This window comes from Curtobacterium sp. MCJR17_043, assembly GCF_003224315.2.
In the GTDB taxonomy this organism is placed as follows: domain Bacteria; phylum Actinomycetota; class Actinomycetes; order Actinomycetales; family Microbacteriaceae; genus Curtobacterium.
Map to the genome: position 1 here is coordinate 821547 of NZ_CP126259.1, position 13531 is coordinate 835077.

General features: G+C 72.6%; 14 protein-coding genes and 3 pseudogenes. 12 read left to right on the forward strand and 5 right to left on the reverse strand.

The window, feature by feature from the left end; all coding sequences use genetic code 11:
* Positions 1-530: 530 nt before the first annotated feature.
* Positions 531-1070 (reverse strand): isopentenyl-diphosphate Delta-isomerase, encoded by a 540-nt coding sequence (idi, locus tag DEJ15_RS04350; RefSeq protein ID WP_110823279.1) that lies wholly within the window; start codon positions 1068-1070, stop codon positions 531-533.
* Positions 1071-1112: 42 nt separating this feature from the next.
* Here idi and DEJ15_RS04355 point away from each other — a divergent pair, with 42 nt between their 5' ends.
* From DEJ15_RS04355 to DEJ15_RS04380, 7 genes and pseudogenes are all read left to right on the forward strand, one after another.
* Positions 1113-1301, forward strand: a complete 189-nt coding sequence (locus tag DEJ15_RS04355) for a hypothetical protein (RefSeq protein WP_284175681.1) — start codon at positions 1113-1115, stop codon at positions 1299-1301.
* Between the two features lie 61 nt (positions 1302-1362).
* Positions 1363-2151, forward strand: coding sequence for a polyprenyl synthetase family protein (locus DEJ15_RS04360; protein WP_284175682.1), 789 nt, complete (start codon positions 1363-1365; stop codon positions 2149-2151).
* The gene (locus DEJ15_RS04365) at positions 2148-3092 is read left to right on the forward strand and encodes a phytoene/squalene synthase family protein (RefSeq protein WP_110823284.1); all 945 of its coding nucleotides are present in this window, start codon (positions 2148-2150) and stop codon (positions 3090-3092) included. Before DEJ15_RS04360 ends, DEJ15_RS04365 begins: the two co-directional genes overlap by 4 nt.
* Before the next feature lie 50 nt (positions 3093-3142).
* Positions 3143-3370: pseudogene (locus tag DEJ15_RS17695) on the forward strand (FAD-dependent oxidoreductase); the annotation flags it as partial.
* A gap of 127 nt (positions 3371-3497) precedes the next feature.
* The gene (gene crtI / locus DEJ15_RS04370) at positions 3498-4736 is read left to right on the forward strand and encodes a phytoene desaturase family protein (protein WP_349814806.1); all 1239 of its coding nucleotides are present in this window, start codon (positions 3498-3500) and stop codon (positions 4734-4736) included.
* Positions 4736-5113 (forward strand): lycopene cyclase domain-containing protein, encoded by a 378-nt coding sequence (locus DEJ15_RS04375; protein ID WP_110823288.1) that lies wholly within the window; start codon positions 4736-4738, stop codon positions 5111-5113. The genes crtI and DEJ15_RS04375 overlap by 1 nt, the downstream gene beginning before the upstream one ends.
* Before the next feature lie 389 nt (positions 5114-5502).
* Positions 5503-6431: pseudogene (locus DEJ15_RS04380) on the forward strand (prenyltransferase).
* A 9-nt stretch (positions 6432-6440) separates the two neighbouring features.
* Here DEJ15_RS04380 and DEJ15_RS04385 read toward each other — a convergent pair.
* Together DEJ15_RS04385 and DEJ15_RS04390 are read right to left on the reverse strand one after the other, a co-directional pair.
* Positions 6441-6872 carry an MBL fold metallo-hydrolase gene (locus DEJ15_RS04385; protein ID WP_284175683.1) on the reverse strand — a complete coding sequence of 144 codons (432 nt, stop codon included), beginning with the start codon at positions 6870-6872 and terminating at the stop codon, positions 6441-6443.
* A gap of 97 nt (positions 6873-6969) precedes the next feature.
* A pseudogene (locus DEJ15_RS04390) lies at positions 6970-7275 on the reverse strand (MBL fold metallo-hydrolase); the annotation flags it as partial.
* A gap of 324 nt (positions 7276-7599) precedes the next feature.
* Between DEJ15_RS04390 and DEJ15_RS04395 the strand changes: the two are divergent.
* The 3 genes from DEJ15_RS04395 to DEJ15_RS04405 all read left to right on the forward strand — a co-directional run bounded on the left by DEJ15_RS04395 (position 7600) and on the right by DEJ15_RS04405 (position 9614).
* Positions 7600-7788, forward strand: a complete 189-nt coding sequence (locus DEJ15_RS04395; RefSeq protein WP_284175685.1) for a hypothetical protein — start codon at positions 7600-7602, stop codon at positions 7786-7788.
* Between the two features lie 94 nt (positions 7789-7882).
* Complete coding sequence (locus DEJ15_RS04400; RefSeq protein ID WP_284176292.1) at positions 7883-8833, forward strand: YihY/virulence factor BrkB family protein; 951 nt, start codon at positions 7883-7885, stop codon at positions 8831-8833.
* A gap of 61 nt (positions 8834-8894) precedes the next feature.
* Positions 8895-9614 (forward strand): SDR family oxidoreductase, encoded by a 720-nt coding sequence (locus DEJ15_RS04405; RefSeq protein WP_110823297.1) that lies wholly within the window; start codon positions 8895-8897, stop codon positions 9612-9614.
* Here DEJ15_RS04405 and DEJ15_RS04410 read toward each other — a convergent pair.
* On the reverse strand, positions 9509-11362 hold the full coding sequence (locus DEJ15_RS04410; RefSeq protein WP_284175686.1) for an ABC-F family ATP-binding cassette domain-containing protein: 1854 nt from the start codon (positions 11360-11362) through the stop codon (positions 9509-9511). The genes DEJ15_RS04405 and DEJ15_RS04410 overlap by 106 nt on opposite strands.
* 276 nt (positions 11363-11638) lie before the next feature.
* Here DEJ15_RS04410 and DEJ15_RS04415 point away from each other — a divergent pair, with 276 nt between their 5' ends.
* Together DEJ15_RS04415 and DEJ15_RS04420 are read left to right on the forward strand one after the other, a co-directional pair.
* The gene (locus DEJ15_RS04415; protein WP_110823940.1) at positions 11639-11971 is read left to right on the forward strand and encodes a DUF3140 domain-containing protein; all 333 of its coding nucleotides are present in this window, start codon (positions 11639-11641) and stop codon (positions 11969-11971) included.
* A 93-nt stretch (positions 11972-12064) separates the two neighbouring features.
* Entirely contained in the window at positions 12065-12421 is a 357-nt protein-coding gene (locus DEJ15_RS04420; protein WP_284175687.1) for a DUF3151 domain-containing protein, read from the forward strand.
* A 119-nt stretch (positions 12422-12540) separates the two neighbouring features.
* Here DEJ15_RS04420 and DEJ15_RS04425 read toward each other — a convergent pair whose 3' ends face one another.
* The gene (locus tag DEJ15_RS04425; RefSeq protein WP_284175688.1) at positions 12541-13425 is read right to left on the reverse strand and encodes a beta-galactosidase small subunit; all 885 of its coding nucleotides are present in this window, start codon (positions 13423-13425) and stop codon (positions 12541-12543) included.
* Positions 13426-13531: the final 106 nt, after the last annotated feature.

Consider the following 13531-nt stretch of genomic DNA (forward strand, 5'->3'; position numbering starts at 1 on the left):
CGCGCAGGACCGCGGCGTCCTCGATGGCCTGCAGGGTCACGGTCGGCCCGTAGTGGGCGCGCTGCGCGGTGAGGACACCGATCGTCCGCGTCCTGCTCGTCACGAGGGCGCGGGCGGCGCGGTTCGGCCGGTACTGCAGCTCCTCCATGGCGGCGCGGACCCGGTCACGGGTCTCGGCACGGATCGCGTCCGAGTTGTTCAGCACCCGCGACACGGTCTGGTGCGAGACGCCCGCGACCCGCGCGACGTCACGGATGCTGGGGGGACCGCGGCTGCTCTGCCCGCGTGGTCGCCATTGCTGCTCTCTCCCGCTCGGGCCCGCAGCACGCCCATGTGCACGTTCACATCCCGAGCCAGATCATTATGCACGGCGCGCGGATGCACACCGACTGAAGGCAGGGGAGACCCCGGACGGGAGGCGCGGCGCACCGCCGTCACGGAGCCGACGGCGCCGCCGTCGGGACCGGTGCGTCAGCTGCCGGGGAAGGGCCTCCCGGCAGCGGACCGGGCGCGTCGCGCCCGCCGACGCGCTACCGACCGGCGAGTGCGTCGAGCGGCAGCTCGGCGAGCTGCCACCCGAGCCACGGGCTGAACGCGAAGGGCGCGGCGGTGACGGCCTGGCGGAGCTTCTCCTCCGACAGCCACACCCACTCGGACACCTCGTCGTCCGCGGGCTGCGGATCGGCGTCGGCCACGGCACGGAACACCGGGCAGACCTCGTTCTCCACGATGCCGGAGGCGTCGACTGCGCGGTAGCGGAAGTCCGGCAGGACCAGCTCGACGCTGTGCACGGAGAGCCCGAGCTCGCGGTCGGCCCGCCGGGCGATCGCGTCCTCGAACGACTCGTCCGGGCCGGGGTGCCCGCAGAACGAGTTCGTCCACACGCCGGGCCACGTCTTCTTGGCGAGGGCGCGACGGGTCACGAGGACGTCCCCGGCCGCGTTCTGCACGTGGCAGCTGAACGCGAGGTGGAGGGGCGTGTGGTCTGTGTGCACCGTGAACTTGTCGGCGGTACCGATCGGGGTACGGTCTTCGTCGAGCAGGACAACGGTTTCCGGGAAAAGGCTCATCTGCCTCGATAGATTAGGCCAATGACCGAGGAAGCGGCCACCGTGGCGCACATCGACCTCGCGCTGGTGGATGCGTGCCTGGAGCACTTCTTCACGGCGTCGAGCGCCCGGGCCGCGGCCTTCGGCCGGCCGTCCGAGGAACTCTGGCGCGTCCTCCGCAAGGCGAGCATGGGCGGGAAGCGCTTCCGGCCGCGCATGGTGCTCACCTCGTACACCGCCCTCGGGGGGTGACGACGAGCACGCGGGCGCACACGTCGCCGCCGCGTACGAGCTGCTGCACACCGCGCTCGTCGTGCACGACGACGTCATCGACCGCGACTGGTCCCGCCGCGGCCGTCCGAACGTGGCCGGGTCCTTCCGCGACACCGCGACGACCGGTGGGCTGCCGCTGCCGACCGCCGAGCACCGTGGGACGAGCGCGGCCGTCATCGCGGGCGACCTCGCGCTCGCCGCCGCCCCGCGCTTCATCGAGGCCAGCGGCGTCACCGGGGAGCGCCGGTCCCGACTGCTCGACCTGTTCGACGACGCCGTCTTCGCCAGTGCCGCCGGCGAGATGGCCGATGTCGACCTCGCGCTCGGGGTCATGCCGACCGTGGCCGAGGTGCTCCAGATGGAACGCGCCAAGACGAGCGTGTACAGCTTCGAGGCGCCGCTGCAGTCCGGCGCCGTGCTCGCCGGGGCGCCCGAGGCAGTGGTGGCCTCGCTCGGCGCCTTCGGCCGCGAGATCGGCATCGCCTACCAGATCGTCGACGACCTGCTCGGGGTCTTCGGCAACGAGGGCGCGACCGGCAAGACCGCGATCGGTGACCTCCGCGAGGGCAAGCGCACCATGCTCATCGCCTACGCGGCGACGACCGACTGCTGGCCGGACCTCGCGCCCTACCTCGGCGACCCGGACCTCACCGAGGAGCGGGCCGCCGGTCTCCGCGCCCTCCTCGTCGAGTGCGGTGCGCGTGACGCGGCCCTCGACCACATCCGCGAGCACACCGCCCTGGCCCGCGCCGAGCTGGCCGCGCTGCCCGACGAACTCGGCGCCCGGCTCGAGGGACTCGTCACCGAACTCGTGGAGCGCGTCCGGTGACGTCGAGCACCACCCCCGACCGCCTGCCGCTCTACGACGCCACCGCCGAGGCCGCCTCGAGCGTGGTCATCAGCCGGTACTCGACGTCGTTCGGCCTCGCCAGCCGACTGCTGACGAAGGACACCCGCGAGCACATCCGGAACGTCTACGCGCTGGTCCGCGTCGCAGATGAGGTCGTGGACGGCCCCGCGACCGAGGCGGGACTCGACCCCGAGCTCGCCCGCACGGTCCTCGACGAGCTCGAGACCGACACCGAGCGTGCGATGGCCCTCGGCTTCTCGGTGAACCCCGTCGTGCACGCCTTCGCCCGGAGCGCCCGGACGACCGGCTTCGGCCCCGAGCTCACGCGCCCGTTCTTCGCGTCGATGCGGATGGACCTCAACCAGACCGAGCACGACCAGGCGTCCTTCGACACCTACGTCTACGGATCGGCCGAGGTCGTCGGCCTGATGTGCCTCCGCGCCTTCGTGTACCGCGCCGGACGACCGACCTTCGACGACGCCGTGCTCGTCGACGGGGCCCGGGCCCTCGGGGCCGCGTTCCAGAAGGTCAACTTCCTCCGCGACCTGCACGCGGACTTCGAGGTGCTCGGCCGCTCGTACTTCCCCGGCGTCGACGTCCGCAGCTTCGACGAGGCCACGAAGGACCGGCTCGTCGCCGACGTCCAGGCCGACCTCGACCGCGCCGCCCGCACCGTGCCGCTCCTGCCGAAGGACGCCCGCCCCGCGGTCGCCCTCGCGCACGCCCTGTTCCAGGAGCTCAACGACCGCATCGCCGCGACCCCGGCAGCGCGGCTCATCACCTCCCGCGTCCGCGTCCCGAACCCCGTCAAGGCCCGCCTCGCCGCGCGGGTCCTCGCCCGGCGGGGCACGCTGTCCGCCCGGAGCGCGCCACCCGCCACCGCACCACACGCCACGACACAGACTGGAGGCTCGTCTTGAGCCCGACCCCTGCCTCCCGTCCGACGACCGGACCGAGCACCGGACGGGCCGTGCCGGTCCGACGGGCCGTCGTCATCGGCGGCGGGATCAGCGGCCTGGCCGCCGCCGCCCTGCTCGCCCGGGACGGTTTCGCCGTGACCGTCCTCGAACAGCGCACCCAGCTCGGCGGTCGTGCCGGCTCCTGGGAGCAGGACGGCTTCCGGTTCGACACCGGCCCGAGCTGGTACCTCATGCCCGAGGTGTTCGACCACTTCTTCCGGCTGCTCGGCACGAGTGCCGACGAGCAGCTCGACCTCCAGGTGCTGGACCCCGGGTACCGCGTCTACACCGAGGGGCACGACGAGCCGATCGACCTGCGGGCCTCGCGCGAGGAGAACATCGCGCTGTTCGAGTCGATCGAGCCGGGTGCCGGCGCGAGGATGGCCAAGTACCTCGACTCCGCCGCCGACACGTACGACATGGCCGTGCGCCGGTTCCTGTACGGGACGTTCCAGGACCTCACGAAGCTCGCCGCCCCCCGACGTCCTGAAGCGGCTGGGGAAGCTCGCCCGCCTGCTCGTCCAGCCGCTGTCCTCGTTCGCGTCCACGGCCGTCAAGGACCACCGGCTGTGGCAGATCCTCGGGTACCCGGCGGTGTTCCTCGGTACGAGCCCGTACTCGGCGCCGAGCATGTACCACCTGATGAGCCACCTCGACCTCGCCGACGGGGTGCTCTACCCGAAGGGCGGCATCAGCGCGCTCATCTCCGCCGTCGAGAGGGTGGCGCGCGCCGAGGGTGCGACGATCACCACCGGCGCTGCCGTGTCCCGCATCGTCGTCGACGGTGACCAGGCCACCGGCGTCGCCTGGCGCGACCAGGACGGCACGGAGCACGTCGAGCACGCCGACCTCGTCGTCAGCGCGGCGGACCTCCGGCACACCGAGATGGAACTGCTCGAGCAGGAGCACCGCACGTACGACGCCTCGCACTGGCAGAAGCGCGACCCCGGTCCCTCGGCCGTCCTCGTCTACCTCGGCGTCGAGGGCGAGGTCCCCGGCCTGCTGCACCACACGCTCGTGTTCACCGAGGACTGGAAGGCCAACTTCGGTGCGATCTTCGGGAAGGACCGGCACGTCCCGGACCCCGCCTCGATCTACGTCTGTGCGCCCTCGCTCACCGACGACTCGGTCGCGCCGGAGGGGCAGACCAACCTGTTCGTCCTCGTGCCGCTGCCCGCCGACGTCTCCATCGGCAAGGGCGGCATCGACGGAGCCGGCGACGCCCAGGTCGAGGCCATCGCCGACCGCGCGATCGACGTCATCGCCGAGCGCTCCGGCGTCCCTGACCTGCGCGACCGGATCCTGGTGCGCCGGACGATCGGCCCGCAGGACTTCGCCGACGACCTCAACGCCTGGAACGGCTCGATGCTCGGCCCGGCCCACACCCTGACGCAGAGTGCGTTCTTCCGCGAGAAGAACGCATCCACGAAGGTCGGCGGGCTCTACTACGTCGGCGCCTCGACGATCCCGGGCATCGGCCTGCCGATGTGCCTCATCAGCGCCGAGGTCCTGCTCAAGCGGATCCACGGGGACACCTCGACCGAACCGTTGCCGACCCCGCTCCCGCGGTCGGCCGACGCACCGCCGCTCCGGACGACGGGCTGATGCCGGGGCTGTACCTGGCCGGCCTGCTCGTCTCGATCGCCGGGGTCGCGGTGCTCGACGCCCGCCACCGGCTGTTCTTCTGGCGTGCGCCGCTCCGGGCCGCCGTGGTCATGCTCATCGGGCTCGCGTTCTTCATGGTCTGGGACGTCGTCGGCGTGCACCTCGGGATCTTCTTCATCGGCACGACGCCGGTGCTGACGGGCGTGCTCCTCGCCCCGGACGTGCCGCTCGAGGAGTTCTTCTTCCTGGTCCTGCTGTGCTGGACGACGATGGACCTGTTCGGAGCCGTGCGCCCGGTCGCCGAGCGCCTCTGTCGGCGACGGGCTGCACAGGGCACCGGCACGGTCCCCGACGTCCGGGGCGGAGGCCCGGTGTGACCGGGTCGGGGACGTACGCCCTGCTCGCGGTCCCGTTCCTCGGGGTGGCGGTGCTGACCGCGATCGCCGCCGGCGTCGTGTCGGCGCGCCGGAGCCGCGGCACGGTCGGGGCCGAGCGCAGCCGGCGGTCCACCGTCCTCGGCGGCGTCGTCACCGGCGTCGTCCTGGTCGTCATGACGTGTGTGTTCAACAACGTCATCGTCGGGCTCGGCGTCGTCGCGTACGACCGGGCGCTCGTCCTCGGCGCCCGCGTCGGGCTCTTCCCCGTGGAGGACCTCGCCTACGCGATCGGGGCGGTCCTGCTGCTGCCGAGCTGCTGGGTCCTGCTCGACCGACCGGTACGGTCGGAACGCCCGTCCCAGCCGTCCCGTTCCCCCCGAGGAGGCCCCATGACCGTGCCCCGCGCCTCCAGACCGTCCACCCTCCGAGCCCTGTTCGTCTCGTCGCGACCGATCAGCTGGGTGAACACCGCCTACCCGTTCGGCGCCGCCTACCTGCTCGGCAGCGGGGTCGGCGTCGAGGGTGGCGGCGGCTTCTCGCTGCTCGCGTTCGTCGTCGGGGTCGTGTACTTCCTCGTGCCGTACAACCTGGCGATGTACGGCATCAACGACGTGTTCGACTACGAGTCCGACCTGCGAAACCCGCGCAAGGGCGGGGTCGAGGGAGCGCTGCTGGACCGGAGTGTGCACCGCGCGACCCTGTGGGCCGTCGCGGTCACGAACGTGCCGTTCCTCGTCGCGCTCGTGCTGCTCGGCGCGGCCAGCGGGAACGGGCCGTGGTCGTGGCTCGTGCTCGCGGTCAGCGTGTTCGCCGTGATCGCGTACTCCGCACCGGGACTGCGCTTCAAGGAGCGCCCGTTCCTCGACTCGATCACCTCGTCCACGCACTTCATGTCCCCGGCGGTCTACGGACTCGCGCTCGCCGGACCCGAGTGGACCGGACAGCTCGTCGCGGTGTGCATCGCGTTCTTCCTGTGGGGGGATCGCCTCGCACGCGTTCGGTGCCGTGCAGGACGTGCTCGCCGACCGCGCCGGGGGGGATCGGCTCCGTGGCGACCGTCATCGGCGCGCGCGCGACCGTCCGCCTCGCGTTCGTGATGTACCTGGTGGCCGGGGTGGCGCTGCTGTTCTCGGCGTTCCCCGGGCCGATCGCGGCGGTCGTCGTCGTGCCGTACGCGCTCAACGTGCTGCGGTGGTGGAACGTCACCGACGCCGAGGCCGAGTCGGCGAACGCGGGGTGGAAGCGGTTCCTCTGGCTCAACTACCTCGCGGGGGCCGTCGTGACCCTGGCCCTGATCGGGTACGCCTTCACGCACTGACCCCGCGGGTCAGGCCGCGCCGGCCACCCGCCGCGCCTGCTCCACAGCCGCGCGGACGCCTCGGGACCACGACGGGCCGTGGCCGGGCAGCACGTGCCGGGCCTCGGTGTCGACGAGCAGGTCGAGCGACGCCACCGCGGTGTCGACGTCCGCCGTCGCCGCCGGGGCGACGATCCGCGGACCGATGCCGCCCGTGTAGGGGTCGAGCGTGACGAGGGCGTCGCCGACGATGACGGCGTCCCGGTCGGCGAAGTGCAGCGCGACGTGTCCGTCCGTGTGACCGGGCGTCTCGATGATCCAGGGGTTCCCCGGGGTCTCGGCGCGGGACTCCATGAGCTCGACCTCGTCGATGCCGTCGACCGTCGCAGCACCCGCCAGCAGCATCCGTCCGAGGGGCCGCAGTCCGCCCGGGTGCGTCAGCACGAAGCCGAACCGGTTCACCGCCGGCCGGTACGAGTACGGGTGCGCAGCGAGGTCCCGGTCGCCCGGGTGGACGTACACGGGGGGTGCCCCAGTCGCGGTGCATCCGGGCGGCCGTGCCGACGTGGTCGAAGTGCCCGTGCGTGAGCAGCAGGGCCTCCACCTGGTCGGGGGGCGTACCCGAGGTCGTGCACGGCGAGCTGCAGGTGCGGCCAGACCGCGGGCAGCCCGGCGTCGACGACGAGCAGTCGGTCCCCGGTCTCGACCAGGTAGGTGTTGGTGTGTGCGAGCTCGAGGCGGTGGATGCCCTCTGCGACGTCCCGGAACAGCATGACGGGGACGGTAGGCCCACGCCGCTGGACGCGTTGCCGGGAGCAGCGCCGGGGATGGGCGGCAGCGCCCGGTGCGCTGCCCGGACCTCCACCGGAGCGCGTCCCGCGAGTGCGCTCGGTCCGGAGCGTGTACTCAGGATGCATGCCCAACGACTCCCTCCCCGAGCTCGAGCTCGCGAACGTGCGCACCCGGGAGCGGATCACCGAGACGGTGGACCGCATCCGGCAGAAGGCGGACGTGCCCGCGCGCACGCGCCTGGCCGTCGCGAAGACCAAGCAGCGCTGGCGCCACGACCCGACGCCCCTCGTCGCGGTCGCGATGACCGCAGCGGCCGGTGTCGCGGCGATCGTCGTGGGCGTCCGGATCGGGAACACCCCCGCCGGTCGCCTCGCCGCGCTCCGCGAGCCCGCCCCCCGTGCCGGTGTTCAAGCCGGTGAAGGTCGGCAAGGACGGCAAGTCGAAGGGCGTCCCCGTCTTCGCACGCAAGGACCCGACGGGCAACCCGGTGTACCAGGAGCGCGAAGCCGCCGAGAAGCGTCGGAAGAAGGACGCGAAGCGGGCGGGGAAGTCGATCAAGCGGATGAAGAAGGCGGCGAAGGGCTGACCATGGCGAAGGAAGCACAGAAGCCGGCGGCGAACGACCCCCCCGCAAGCCGGATTCACCCACTGACCTCAAGAAGCCGACGGTCACGTACACGCTGAAGAAGACCCTCCGCGAGTTCACCGCCGACCAGTGCACCGACCTCGCGGCGGGCCTCACGTACTACTCCGTCCTCGCGCTCTTCCCGGGTCTGCTGGCGGTCGTGTCCATCCTCGGTCTGTTCGGAGACCCGTCGAAGACCATCGACACCCTGCTGCAGATCATCGGCAACGTCGGGTCGAAGGACGTCGCTGACCTCCTCCGCGACCCGGTCGAGGGTCTCGTCCGCTCGCCCGCCGCTCCCGTCACGTTCATCGTCGGTATCCTCGGTGCGCTCTGGTCGGCCTCCGGCTACGTCGGCGCGTTCGGCCGCGCGATGAACCGCATCTACAACGTGCGTGAGGGTCGCCCGATCTGGAAGCTCCGTCCGACCATGCTCGGCGTCACCGTGACCACGGTCGTCCTGCTCGTCATCGGGCTGCTCACCCTCGTGTCCGCCCCGCTCGCCCGCAGCTTCGGGGACGTCATCGGCCTCGGCGACGTGGCGGTGACCGTACTGTCGATCGTGCAGTGGCCGATCCTGCTCGTCATCGCGATCGTCATCGTCGCGGTGCTCTACTACTGGTCGCCGAACGTCAAGCAGCCGAAGTTCACCTGGGTCGGCGGCGGGTCGATCCTCGCGCTGCTGATCTGGATCATCGCGAGCGTCGGCTTCGGGTTCTACGTCGGGAACTTCTCGAACTACAACGCCACGTACGGCTCGCTCGGTGGTGTGATCGTCTTCCTCCTCTGGATCTGGATCACGAACAACGCACTGCTCTTCGGTGCGGAGTTCGACGCCGAGATCGAGCGCGGCCGCGAGCTGCAGGCCGGCATCAAGGCGGAGGAGGACATCCAGCTCCCCGAGCGCGACACCCGCCAGACCGACAAGCAGGACGAGAAGCGCGCCGAGGACATCATGCAGGGCATCCGCATCCGGCAGAGCGCCGGCGAGACCAAGGACGAGTGAGCACGGCGCGCGAGCGCGTCCTGTCCGGGAGGCTCGGTGACGGTTCCGTAGGCTTGCCTGCGTGACCGACACCGAGCCTCCCGTCTCCGTCCCCACCGCCGCGAACGACCGTCCGGTCGCGCTCGTCACCGGAGCGACCCGCGGCATCGGCCGTGCGATCGCGGCCGACCTGGGCCGGACGCACCACGTGCTCGTCGGCGGACGCGACGCCGACGCGGTCGCCGCCGTCGTCGCGGAGCTGCCGAGCGCGGAGCCCTTCGTCGGGGACCTGGGCGCCGGGGACCTGCCGGCCGTGCCGAGCTGGATCGACGTCCTCGTGCACTCCGCCGGCGTCGAGCAGGGCACCCGCATCGCGGACACCCCGCGGGACACCTGGGAGGCCGTCTTCGCCACGAACGTCTTCGCGGTCGCGGAACTGACCCGCGTGGCGATGCCCGGCCTCCGTGCCGCCCGCGGTCTCGTCGTGACGATCAACAGCGGCGCCGGCTTCACGGCCGGTCCGGGCGGTGGGGTCTACGCGGCGTCGAAGTTCGCGCTCCGGGCCTTCACGGACGCCCTGCGCGAGGAGGAACGCGCGAACGGCGTGCGGGTGTCGAGCGTGCACCCGGGCCGCACCGACTCGGACATGCAGCGGGCCCTCACCGAGAAGCTCGGCGAGGAGTACGACACCGACTACTACCTCGCGCCGGAGGACGTCGCCGACGCGGTCCGCACCGTGGTCGACCTGCCGGAGCGTGGCACGGTCGAGATGCTGTCGATCCGGCCGTCGCGGCGACGCTGAGGGCGCTGAGCGCGCTGCCACGCCGGGCCTCGGTCACGGGCGTCCCTCGACGCCGCGTGGCCGAGGCCAGCCCGCCCGGTCCGCCGGTCGAGCCTCAGCCGAGTTCGATCCGCGACGTCAGCCCGAGTCCCCCCGAGGAACTGCTCGTCGTGACTCACCACGACGAGCGCACCGCGGAACGACCGGAGGGCCGCGACGAGCTGGTCGACGCTCGACAGGTCGAGGTCGTTCGTCGGCTCGTCGAGCACGAGCAGGTGCGGCGGCGGATCCGCGAGGACGAGACCGGCCAGTGCGACCCGGAAGCGCTCCCCGCCGGACAACGATCCCGCCGGCCGGTCGACGGTGTCCCCGCGGACGAGCAGCCGCGCGAGCCGGTTCCGCAGCTCCGGCACCGGGACGGCCGGCGCTGCGCGTCGCACGTTCTCGAGGACCGTCGCGTCGTCGTCGAGGGTGTCCTTCTGCTGCGGGAGGTACCCGACCCGGTCGGTGTGGGCGACCGCGCCGGTGTCGGGGAGCGGGTGTTCCCGTGCCGTCGGGAGCCCGACGAGCTGTTCCAACAGGGTCGTCTTGCCGACGCCGTTGTCGCCGACGAGGGCGAGGCGCTCGGGTCCCCGCACGACCGCGTCCCGACCGCGCACGGTGATCGTCGCGATCTGCCGCGACGCGGCCACGCCGGGGTCGGGCAACTCGACGTGCAGTGTCTCGTCCTGTCGGACGCGGCGGCCGGCCTCCCGTACCGTCGCGGACGCCACCGCCTCGGCCGACGCGTGTCCGGACCGGAGCCGCCCGGCGGTCGCCTCGGCCTGCTTCCGCCGCTCGTTCGCCAGGATCTTCGGCATGGACGTGGCGGAAGCAGCCCCTGCCTTCGCACGTCGCGCGATGGAGGTCTCGGCCTCGATCCGCTGCCGCTTCTCGGCACGGTACCGCTGCTCGGCGACCCGGACCTCCCGTTCGACGGCGGCCTGCTGCACGGCGAGGTGCTCCTCGTACGCCGAGAACGTGCCGCCGAACACGGTCAGAGCGCCGTCGCGGAGCTCGACGACCTCGTCGACGTGCTCCAGGAGTTCCCGGTCGTGGCTCACGACGACGAGTGTGCCGCGCCAGTCGTCGATCAGCGCGAGCAGGGCCGCCCGCGCTCGGCGGTCGAGGTTGTTCGTCGGCTCGTCGAGGAACGCGATCGGACGCGCGCGGAGACGGATCCCCGCGACCGCGACGAGCACCGCCTGACCGCCCGACAGCGTCCCGACGGGGCGGCCGAGGTCGGCAGCGCCGAGAGTTGCTCGCGGACCGAGGTCGAGGGCAGCCAAGGCCGCTCCGGCCCGGTCCTCGACGTCCCAGTCGTCGCCGACCACCTCGAAGTCGTCCGGCGTCGCGTTCCCGGCGAGGACGGCACGGAGCGCCGTGACCTGCGCACCGACCCCGAGCAGGTCCGCGACGGTCCGCGGAGGGCCGGGACGGGCCTCCAGACCGGACCGCACGGCGGTGCCTGCTCCGGACGGGAGGTGCGGTGCGGCTCCGGCGAGCCGCTGCGGCAGGTGGTCCACGGCCCCCGTCGTCTCGACGGAACCGGCGGTGGGGACGAGCTGACCGGTGACGAGGCGGACGAGGGTCGACTTGCCGGCCCCGTTCCGGCCGACCAGACCGGTGCGGCCGCGACCGAACGCGGCGGTGATGCGGTCGAGCGCGACGGTGCCGTCGGGCCACGCGAAGGAGACGTCGTGCAGGACGACGGACGGACTGATGGGCATGCGGATGCCTCCGGAGGTCGTGCGGGCGCACGACACCGTCAGCCGCTCGGGCGGCGGTCCCACCGGTGGGCGGGCGAGGTCACGGTGTCAGCGCAGGGACAGCTGCTGCTGCGGCGCAGTGCCGGTGATCTCGCGCAATGTCGCACCGTCTCCGTCGGGGATCCCCGTGGCCGTCACCCGTGCCGTCGGCCGGTCGTCCCGCACCGCGACCCCGGAGCGATGACGGGGTACGACTCACCGTACGACCGTGCAGTCGCCGCGCGCAAGATGTCCGGCATGGCTGACGACGAGAAGCAGACGCGGGACGACTTCCACGACGCGGTGAACATGACCGCGTCCCAGCTCGAGAAGTGGCTGGACACCGACGAGTCGAAGTCCGTCGGGCAGAAGAAGGACGGCGCGACCGAGTCCACCGGGCACGAGTCCGGTCGGCACATCGTGGCGATCCTGCAGAAGAAGCAGGGTGACCTCACCGACGAGGACTACGCACACATGCGCAAGGTCGTCGGGTACGTCGCCCGGCACTCGGAGCAGCGGCCCTCGGGCGACGTCACCGACACCAAGTGGCGCTACTCGCTCATGAACTGGGGCAACGACCCGCTGAAGTAGGCGACGGCTCAAGTAGCGTGGCGGTCATGCCGGACAACCTGCTCCCGACCCCCCTCGACCAACCCCGAGACCCTGCTGCCCGCCGAACCCGAGGTGGACGCGCTCCTCCGGTCGAACGCGCCCGTCTCCTCGGTCGTGGTGTCGCACCCGTCGTCGAGCCTGGCGTGGGCGCTGCTCGCCGACGAGGCGTGGGAGCGCGGCGCCACGCTCGAGTCCTACGCGTACGCCCGGGTCGGCTACCACCGCGGGCTGGACGCGCTCCGGAAGGCCGGGTGGCGCGGTGCCGGGCCAGTGCCGTGGTCGCACGAGCCGAACCGGGGCGTCCTGCGGTCCCTGTTCGCCCTGCGCCGCGCGGCCGAGGCGATCGACGAACCCGGCGAGCCCGAGCGCCTGACGCAGTTCCTCGACGGTGCGGACCCCGCGGCCGCCGAGGCCATCGCGCGCGGCTGAGCCGCGGCGCGCGCCGGCTGTGCCCAACAGGAACCCGTCCGAACCGGGGGGGATCCCCTGGTTCGGACGGGTTCCTGTTGTGCCGGTGCAGCCGCCGCCGTGCAGCTGCCGCCGCGGCCCTACGCCAGCAGCACGCTCCAGCTCCGGGCGCTCGGCCAGAGCTGGTGCTCGGGCAGGACGTCGAGGCCGCACGCCCGGCTCCCGAGGCCGTGCTGCGCGTCGTCGAGGTACAGGTACAGCGCGTCCGGCGTCGGCAACTCGTGCGGGTGCCCGGCACGCCCGACCTGCTGCGCGGTCCACGGCGTCAGGGTGAACCCGGCGCGGTGCCCCGACGCCGGGTCCGGCACGGTCGACACCGTGAACGGACCGACCGTCAGCGTCCGCAGCTCCGGACGGTGCCCGGTCTCCTGCGGCATCGAGTAGCGCGTCGTCATCGCGGACACGGGCGCCTCGAAACGTCCGACGCGCGCGGCGTGCGAGGAGTCCGCGTACGACTCGTCCGGGCCGGTACCGAACCACGAGACCGTCCCGTCCAGCAGCGCGGCGGGCAGGTCGATGCGGACCCCGACCCGCGGCCAGGTCACGTCCCACCCACCGAACGGCACCGCGTCGGTCCGCAGGAGCAGCCCGGCGTCGGTCAGCGTCCAGCGGTGCGTGACCTCGACGCCGGCCCCGCTGTTCGCCGCCGCGACGCGGACGCGCTGCACGAGGCCGTCGTCGGTCCGCTCGACCGCGACGAGCCGGTGCGTCAGGCGGTCGAGCCCACGGGCCTCCCACCGGGACGCAGAGGAGGGCGCATCCGGATCGCCGACCCCGCCGGTGAGCACCGGGTCCGCCGTCTCGTAGCCGCCCTGGGACGCGCCACGGTCGTTGTCCGTCGGCGCACGCCACAGTTCGAGGCGTGGGCCGGCGACCGCGTGCCCCTTGAGGGAGGCGAGGTCGCCACGGGCGGTGAAGGTCGCCTCCCCCGAGACGGTCGCCGTCCCAGCCCGACCTGGGTCCACGGGAGCCGGTCCCGGCGCGCTGCGGAGCGGCGTCGACCACCCGGGCGGGCGCGCTCGCCACGAGCGTCTGGGTGCGTGCCACGACGTGGCCGGTGTCCGCCCACGC

What these genes read in the sequence shown, in the direction of transcription:
- DEJ15_RS04375 (WP_110823288.1), top strand. Translation starts at nt 4,736, where the DNA reads ATGCCGGGGCTGTACCTGGCCGGCCTGCTCGTCTCGATCGCCGGGGTC.
- idi (WP_110823279.1), bottom strand. Translation starts at nt 1,070, where the DNA reads ATGAGCCTTTTCCCGGAAACCGTTGTCCTGCTCGACGAAGACCGTACC.
- DEJ15_RS04410 (WP_284175686.1), bottom strand. Translation starts at nt 11,362, where the DNA reads ATGCCCATCAGTCCGTCCGTCGTCCTGCACGACGTCTCCTTCGCGTGG.
- DEJ15_RS04415 (WP_110823940.1), top strand. Translation starts at nt 11,639, where the DNA reads ATGGCTGACGACGAGAAGCAGACGCGGGACGACTTCCACGACGCGGTG.